Origin of the sequence: Tenacibaculum sp. L6 (genome assembly GCF_028823685.1) — a bacterium.
Classification (GTDB): domain Bacteria; phylum Bacteroidota; class Bacteroidia; order Flavobacteriales; family Flavobacteriaceae; genus Polaribacter.
In genome coordinates, this window is sequence record NZ_JAPEHZ010000082.1 from 1 (window position 1) to 8,966 (window position 8,966).

7 protein-coding genes are annotated in these 8,966 nt (G+C 32.4%); all 7 read right to left on the bottom strand.

Going from position 1 to position 8,966, the window contains the following annotated elements; genetic code table 11:
* The coding region (locus OU788_RS11155; RefSeq protein ID WP_274635241.1) for a hypothetical protein at positions 1-649 on the bottom strand (649 nt) is incomplete at its 3' end.
* Positions 643-1,362: a hypothetical protein gene (locus OU788_RS11160; RefSeq protein WP_073184371.1), complete on the bottom strand. Its 720-nt coding sequence runs from the start codon at positions 1,360-1,362 to the stop codon at positions 643-645. The genes OU788_RS11160 and OU788_RS11155, both read right to left, overlap by 7 nt.
* A gap of 71 nt (positions 1,363-1,433) precedes the next feature.
* The gene (locus tag OU788_RS11165; RefSeq protein WP_274635242.1) at positions 1,434-2,153 is read right to left on the bottom strand and encodes a hypothetical protein; all 720 of its coding nucleotides are present in this window, start codon (positions 2,151-2,153) and stop codon (positions 1,434-1,436) included.
* A 3-nt stretch (positions 2,154-2,156) separates the two neighbouring features.
* Complete coding sequence (locus tag OU788_RS11170) at positions 2,157-5,405, bottom strand: toxin VasX (RefSeq protein WP_274635243.1); 3,249 nt, start codon at positions 5,403-5,405, stop codon at positions 2,157-2,159.
* Between the two features lie 18 nt (positions 5,406-5,423).
* Entirely contained in the window at positions 5,424-6,197 is a 774-nt protein-coding gene (locus OU788_RS11175) for a hypothetical protein (RefSeq protein ID WP_274635244.1), read from the bottom strand.
* 2 nt (positions 6,198-6,199) lie between these two features.
* The gene (locus tag OU788_RS12945) at positions 6,200-7,807 is read right to left on the bottom strand and encodes a PAAR domain-containing protein (RefSeq protein WP_342454937.1); all 1,608 of its coding nucleotides are present in this window, start codon (positions 7,805-7,807) and stop codon (positions 6,200-6,202) included.
* A 21-nt stretch (positions 7,808-7,828) separates the two neighbouring features.
* Positions 7,829-8,966, bottom strand: a 1,138-nt coding sequence (locus OU788_RS11185) for a phage baseplate assembly protein V (RefSeq protein ID WP_274635245.1), incomplete at its 5' end; no start/stop codon positions are given.

The window sequence follows — 8,966 nt, forward strand, 5'->3', positions numbered from 1 at the left end:
GTTCAAAGTCTTGCTGACGATATGGATCAAAAGCTTCTCCAGGAGGTAGTGGACGATTTTTATCCATATACCAAGTAATAAAAGACATATTAGAATAGCATTCACTACCTATATAACCTGCTATAGCAAATGTTTGCCATTTATTGGGGCGTATGATTTGTAACTGAAAACCACCTACAAGATCTTCTCCTCCTGTACTGTATGCAAACTCTACTTTATTAAATTCCATAGTAATGTCTTTTTGCCAAAAAAAGCCCGTAAAAGTAATTAAACCGTCTTTTCGGTTTAAAATATGTTCTTTTTTAGGCATCGTAAGCCCAAAAATGACAAAAAACATAGTACAAAAAACTGAAATAACTAAAACAGACCAATCTGCAACGTCTCTCGGTTCATTTAAAGGAAATATAAGTAATAAAGATAGAATCAATGATGCTCCTCCAAAAATTATTGGTATTATAAAATAACTCGTTTTAGTCACTAAAAAATTATCATCAAAAAAAATATAATCTGAATACTTCATATTAATATCTTTTTGCCCCAAATCACGTGGTCGTGTATAAATTTTCTTTACTACCCTATGATAATATTTTTTTAGTTTTTCTGGGTTTTTATAATCTTCATGGGTTATTTTTCGGGTAAAATCTACCATCCTCCAATACGTTTACGTTCTGCTTGTTGTTCTGGCGTAGCTTCGGGTGTTGGTATACTACTTGGGTATAAAGGCATAGGAAAACCTGCTGCTTTTCTTCGTTCAAAATCCGCTTGTCTGTACTCATCAAAAGCACTTCCTGGTGGTAACGGTCTATTTTTATCCATGTACCAAACTATAAAACTCCAATCTTCTATTACTTCATGTCCCATAACATCTGTACTTGTAAACCCATTTGGGTGAAGAAGAGACAAACTTGGACCTGTAGGGTTGATACCAGAATTTTTTACTGACCATGCTGCTAAAGCGTCTTGAAAAGGCATTGTATATGGTTTAAAATATAATGTGTTTGGTATAGTTATAAGCCCTTCTAAACGATATAATACTAGCTCTTTTTTGGGGCGAGTATAATGATATACTATAAAAAAAGTACCTAACAAAAATAATAAAAACAAGAAAATAAAACTAAGACTCTTATTGAAAAATAGCCTTACTACAACAGTAAATAACACAAAGAAATACCCTGCCAATCCTGTATATATATATACATTACCAATAAGACCATTATTCATTATAAAAAACTGATTATCTACTCTTACGTAATAATCAGGATCGTTTACCTTTTCTTTTTCTACCTTTCTTTTCGGTTTTTCATAAATAAGCTTCTCTAAATATCCACCCCATTTACCGTATCTTTTTTTAATTTTTGCCATAAATTATATATTCAATACCAGAGCTTTATTTGTATTGAAATTTCTCTTTCATGATAGGACTCTATAATATTTTACCATCCTCCAATACGTTTACGTTCTGATTGTTGTTCTGGCGTAGCTTCGGGTGTTGGTATACTACTTGGGTATAAAGGCATAGGAAAACCTGCTGCTTTTCTTCGTTCAAAATCCGCTTGTCTGTACTCGTCAAAAGCACTTCCTGGTGGTAACGGTCTATTTTTATCCATAAACCAAACTATAAAACTCCAATCTTCTATTATTTCATGCCCCATAACATCTGTACTTGTAAACCCATTTGGGTGAAAAAGAGATAAACTTGGACCTGTAGGGTTGATACCAGAATTTTTTACTGACCATGCTGCTAAAGCGTCTTGAAAAGGCATTGTATATGGTTTAAAATATAATGTATTCGGTATAGTTATAAGCCCTTCTAAACGATTTAATACTAGCTCTTTTTTGGGACGGGTATAATGATAGGCTATAAAAAAAGCTCCTAAGCAATAAAAAAAAATATAGAAAAGAATATTATGAGCTACTCCTTTAAACTCACGAAGTAAAATAAATAATGATATTAAAATCATAAGAGCTATCCCTATATATATATATATATCACCAATAAGACCATTATTCATTATAAAAAACTGATTATCTACTCTTACATAATAATCAGGATCGTTTACTTTCTCTTTTTCTACCTTTCGTTTCGGTTTTTCATAAATAAGCTTCTCTAAATATCCACCCCATTTACCGTACCTTTTTTTAATTTTTGCCATAAATTATATATTCAATATCAGATCTTTTGCCCACACTAATAAATTGTTAAGCGTATCCACCTTTACATTTTTATAATAAAACCCTTTATATTCTGTTGGTTGCGGTTTAAATAACAAACCATCCATATTTTTAGTGCCTGTAACCTTACTTTCAAACAGTTTTATTTTTATTCCCATAAAACGTTCCTCCCCCACATACGTATGAGGGTAATACTTATTTGTTTCTTCATCTATTGTTAACTTACAAATAAACAACAACTGAAAAATAGTAGTTTGATTGTTATGTCTTTTTCTGTGAACTCTGTTAGGGATATTAATAGTGGTGTTTGTGGCTATTATTTTACCTTTGTTATCTTCTTCTAAATTAACTTCTCCTCTTAATTCTTCTTCAGCTATTTCTTCATAACTTCCTGTTCTAGTATTAACCAAAAAAACTTTGTACTGCAATTGGTCTTTAAACCACAAAAATTGGCGAAAACTTGTTTGTATGGTTAGCTTACTTACATCGCTTGTAGCAAAAGAAGCACCAGCTCTACCATCTTCTCCACCTATACTAATTACCCTTTCTGAACTTAATTTAATTTCTTTTACAAACATTGCACTGCACACCATTAAATCTAATAATTGTTGATGACAAACACGTAAATCTTTCCAATCTTTATATTCTTCTCTATCTTTTATTAATGCGCTGCGATTTTCATACACCCTGTTGATATATTGCCAAGGAGTTTCATTATTATTTCTTGATAAAGCAACCCTATCACTTAACCAATAATGCTTAAAATATCGCTCAAGTGGTGTATCTTTAAAGTAATTTGCTAAGTACACCAAACCTATGGCTACCCCACCAATGACCCAACCTACGGGTCCTGACACAAAGATACCCGTTGTAAACAACGCCCCTGCGCCTACCCACATAAAAGCCGCATCGTTATCGTTGTCACTAAAAGCATCAATAGCCTCCCAAAAACATACAGCTGCTGTAAACCCTGCTCCTACCTTATTAAAAAGTCTTGCTCTATTACTAAGGCTACTAACCACCTTGCTTTCTCTATTTAATGCTATTGCGTTTACTCTTTTTACATTAAAAAAGGCTCCTGTCAACTCCGTTCCAATACCTACTAAATTTACAAGACTTTTTGCAGAAGGACTATCATACACCTGATAAGTTGCAGAAGATATATTTAAAATTTGTAAGTAATATAAGCCTTTCGCAAAATGAATATTGTTTAATACCCGTTGGGCTCCTTGTACTTGAGCTTTTGTTTTTTTTGCTGGTATTTCTGCTGGTACATTTAAGGTGTTTTTTCCTTTGGGGTTATACTCATTTACCAAGTATATTTCTTCAACATCTAATATTTTAGCTATTCGATGTCCTTTTTTAAAGTCTACCAACTTTACACTTTCATCTAAAGTAGCTCCATTTTGTTTTAATAAAGCCTCAAGAGTTCTTGTTCGTGTTTGAAAAACTGGTTTGCCTTTATGCGTAAGCACCTTGAGTCTATCAAAAGTAAGGTTTAAGTTTATTTTTTTTGCATTACTAAGCCCTACATAAGCTTCTAAACCATTACTAACATGTCCTGCTACTTTGTTAGCTAAATCAGTTAACAAACTGTTATTTAAAACATTTTCATTTTCATCAAAAAAATCGAGATTTAACTCTTTTTCTAAAACTTCGTGTACTTTTTTATTACTCCCTTTTACGTATTTTATGTAGAATTCTTTAGCTTCTTTGTTTTTATTTTTCAGTTCTCCTTTGTAGTTATCACGATGTTTTTTTAAGTCTAGATAATGATCTATACCCCCTGGAGCAATACTTAATAAACGCATATGAGATGTAGTAATATGCTTTCCTTCTAACAGTCCTATAAAACCATTTTCATTAAAATCTTCAAAATATTGCGTATAATAATCACTACCTAAAATAATTGTAAAATCGTGTCGATAACTCACAATTGATTCACGTATTTTTTTACGTTCTTTTACAGCTAGTATGTCTATTAATTTTTGTTGCAAGATACCATTGCCATCCCAATATATCATTGGAGTTGCCCCAATGTTTATGCCTGTAAATTTTGGTCCACTACCACTTTCTCCTCCATCATAATCGGTAATCATTTCTTTATCATTATACACTAATTGATAGGTTGTTAATGCTGTTGCTAATAATGTAGATATTTGTTCCTCTCTTGAACCTTTCTTTATTTCTTGTTTTGGTTTTCCTTCAAGAATATCTTTTTTTATTTCAACAGGGTCTTTACCAGTACCTAACGACTCTACTAAAGCTTCTAAATCTGCTATTTTATCAGCTAACTCTACTCCTACATCATTTGCACAACCTACAGGGTCGTGCAACGTAACAAACATATCTTCAAAAACCTCATTATCTCCTTTTTCATCTTGCTTCTTTTCATCTGATAATATTGAATCTAGCATTTTTTCAAGTGCACCTGCCCTTGGATGATTACCAGGAAACGTTGCTCTTACGTTTGTAAATGGTATAACATTTTCATGTTTTTCTTCTTCTCCTTTTTTTATACCACTACAGTCTATCAACTTCATACGTTCTTTACGCTTATTAGCATCCGTATTCAGCTCATTATGATAATCTCTACTCCATTGTACAGGAGAGTATGCTACCCAATATTTTTTTCCTGGTTCTATTATTAACTTATATTCACTCTTGTCTCCAGATGGTTTTCGAATATCTTTATAGTTTCCTTTTTCATCTTTGTTGTATGCCCATATAATATGCTGTAGCTGTCCACTTTCATCAACATATAGTTCGTGGTAATCGTCTTGATCTTCATCGTTAATTAGATAAATATATCCTTTATTTAGAGCAGTTCGGGCTACATAAAAATTATTAATTTGAGGCAATTCTTTTAGTGACAACACCTCTACTTCTTCTAACTCAAGCGTACTGTTTTCTGCTGCATTTGTATTCTGGGTATTAGAATTACAAGTAGCTACATTTTTACATACTGCTTTATCATCTTGTATTAAAACACCTTTGGTTATTCTCGGATCGTTATATTTAGGTGCATTTACATCTTCTTCTGTTTGGTTTTCTGAATTCCTATCAAATAAACCATAACGTAAAAAATGTAAACGAATACCCGGTTTTAAAGCTTCTTTTTCTGGACTCTTTACAGGTTCCGTAACACCACCTCCTGTACATTCAAAAAAATACCTAGCAACTACCTCATTATATTCTGTTAGTTGGTTTTTTTCTAAAATATCATTAGCCATTTTTTGTTTTTTAAATTTTTAGTTTTTAAAAAATACTTTAAAATACTTTCCTCTTTCAAAATATTTTATTCTGAAAATAAATTTGTTTTTGTATAAAACATCGTAATTGTAAATATCCGAAGTAAAATGAGATTTACTCTTTTTTGCCAACTCTAAGCTCTTAGAAAATGAATTATAATTTAATACTGTATCTAAATATATGTTAGATATAGTATCATTTACTGATTCAATTTTATACTCCTCTTTTTCTATCTCCGTATTCGTAAATCTTGATATAATACTTTCTATATCTCCTTTTTCTTCGTCTATTATAAATTTAAATATTAAGTTCTCTCTATCATTGGGGTTTGCATTTTCAACAGGTCTTAAAAACTCATAATCAAAAAAGCTTGATTCTATTTCTTCTTTAGTTACTGAAGCTTTATTAACTACATTTTTAGCTGACTTATCCGCCATTGCACTTCCCGATATAATCTTCTCTTGGACTTTCTTTTTTTGTTTTAGTTTTCTATTTTTTATGTCATCATAAACATAATTAAATATGCTTTCTATTTGATCAGAGTTACCTTTAAAGTTAAACACATAGTCTGCTTCATAATCGTTTATGGTAAGCTGTTTTATTTCAAAAGCTTCGTTTTTATTTTCTACTTCTTTTTCTGCTAAAAGAAATACCCAAAAAACAGCTAGGAGTGCTACAATAATTGTAATAATTTTTATGAATTTCTTTTTTGTTTTAAAAAAAAGAATGAACATAATAGTTATTACAACCAAAAGAATAAAAATTAGATTCATAATTATGAAGGTTTAATATCTACAAACACTGTAAAAGGCCTAAATTTATTAGGACTTTTTAAATTCTTAAAATGTTGTAAACAAAACATTGCTACCAAACCTGGCACCCATTGTTTTGCCTTTCCATTGGCTCCACCATCTTCCCATCCTGCTCCAAAAGTATCTAAGAATAGTACTCGTTCTATTTCAACTTTGACTTCTTGTGTTTTTTCATTTTTTAAGACTTTGTACTTTGCTACACAACCTTGAATACCTCCTATAAATGTTGCTGACTCATTTACATTGGGGTTTAATGAAGATGATACACCATAATAAGGAAGTGAGGTTCTTATACTATATAAGTTAACTCCGGTTGATCCATTTATTGTTCCGTCTTTTTCATACTTTTTTTTGAGTTCTTCTTTTAAAGAAGACACGAACGACTTAAACCTTTCTGAGTCACGCATTTCTATAGAAGGGTTTGAACTTTGGTTAAATTCAAAGTCTTTTCCTCCTCCTGAAAAAAAGTGGTTTGCTAATCGTACTCCATTTTCTCCAAAGCCATCTTCCAGATCAGAAAACAACCAAAGAGTAACTTTCATTTCTGCTTTTAAATATGCTTCTGGGTAAGATTTTGTTAACTTCACATTAAAAATATCATGATCTGACATCCCATTTTTCTTCATTTTAGCTTCACTGGGAGCATCTGCATACTCCCAATCATATGCTCTATTTCCATTCCTATTAACAATAATTGTGTTTCCTTCTTCTATAATCCAACTACCTTTTTTAACCTCTCCTTTTTCTACTTCAACAAAACGGTCTTTTTTTTCTTCTTCAGAAGCTGGTACTATTAGATTACTAGGTGATGGTGTTGAATTACACGCTTCTTTTGTATTAGAATTTGAATTACTACCTTCATTATTGGTACTTTCCTTTTCTTCCGAAGCATCTTCAACCTCCCAAGTAACTTCTACTTTTTTATCTTGTACTGTTCCTGTTAATTCTACCACTTCTTCTTCATTTGTGGCTGTACTTCCATTTTTATCGGTAGTTTCAACAGGTTTTTTTACCTTAAATGTAATACTCTCACCATCAGGTATATTATACACATAGGCTCGTAGTGTTACTTCTTTTAACACTTTTGACTTCCGAATTATATTTTTTTCTTTTAGCCATTGTAAATTATAAATTCGCGGTTCTCCTTGCTCTTCTTCTTTTAGCTTTTCTTGATTTTCTTCCGCTTCTTTTATTTTACTATTGTGAGCTAACCTATCCACAATACTAATTTTTGGAAATGGTATCTTGTTTACAGGCATATTAACTGAAGGAACTGGCGCAGCACTACCCACTATAATATTAGCTTCTCCTGCTGTTATTGTTCCTCCGTGGGCTGTTAGGTCTCCCAAACATGCTACAGGTTTTCCATTAATTAAAATATTAGGAAACCCTTGTGCTATGGTATCTGGTGGTCCTACACAGGTACACATACTACCTATGGTGGCTACGGGTTTACCATTGGCTAATACATTTGTTTCTCCTTGTGCTATTGGTCCTCCAACATGAGGAGTGGTTCCACTACACATAGGACATACATGCATACTACCTACTGTTGCTACTGGTCCTGGCATATGTTTTAGTTTTTAAAAAGATTACATTATATCAAACTTACCGCTTGCTCCTTGTACAACAGTCATTTGCCCTTGTACTTTTGTTTGTTGTCCTTTTAACTCGGCTGCCGCTTGACCTTCAATAGTTGTGTTTTGCCCTTTAATGGTAGCTTTACTACTTGCTTCAATGGCTACATTTGCACTACTTGTAATACTAGCGTCTTTATCTGCCTGAGCTTTAATTGCTCCTTGAGATAAGATTGAAGTGTCTTTTTCTGATGCTGTTTTTATTTCTCCTTTTGCTTGTAGTTCGATATTTTCTTCAGCAATTATTTTTACATTTTTTGCAGAAAACTCCATAGTTTCAGCAGACTGAACAAACAATGATTTTTCTTTAGTATCAAAGGTTATGATACTTCCATCTTTATCTTTTATAGTTATTTTCTCTTTATCTTTTGTGTCGTCTAACTCAATAGTGTGTCCACCACGTGTAATAATACTCTTTCTTACATTTTCTTCATCTCCACCTGCTCCATTTTTACCTGTAAACATACTTCCCATTACAAAGGGACGGTTAGGATCGTTATGCTCAAAACCTACCATTACTTGGTCTCCTACTTCTGGTATGAAAACAAAACCTCTATTAGTTTTAGTAAGATCACTGCTCCCTGCATCTGGGGTCATTACACGAATAAAATCTGTTTTTGCTCCAATAGCTTCTTGCCAGTAAAACTGAACTTGTACACGCCCTTTACTTTCTGGGTCTTTATTACTTACTACCTTCGCTACTTGATTACTAGCTACAGCTGGTGTTATGCTTTCATTTAATGGTAAACTTTTTGTGCTTGCTGGGATAGCTTCAAAGGTATTATGATATGCTCCTCCTACATCTGCAAAGTGGCTTATTTGAGTTATAATATATTCTCCATACTGTTTTACAGTATATTCTCCTTCGTCATATTTTGCTGCACTAACTTTTATTATAGTTCCTAAACAAAGCCCTTTTCTTACCCCACTAGCTTTAAGTACATTACCTCCTGCACTTAACCCTTGTAAACGTTTTTGTAAATATTCATCTAATGATGATTTATCTTGTAAAAACACATCACTTACTCCAAAGTCTTTTACTTCTTTATAAACTTGCTCTGATGCTTTTAGTGCTGTATTGGCTAAATCGTTT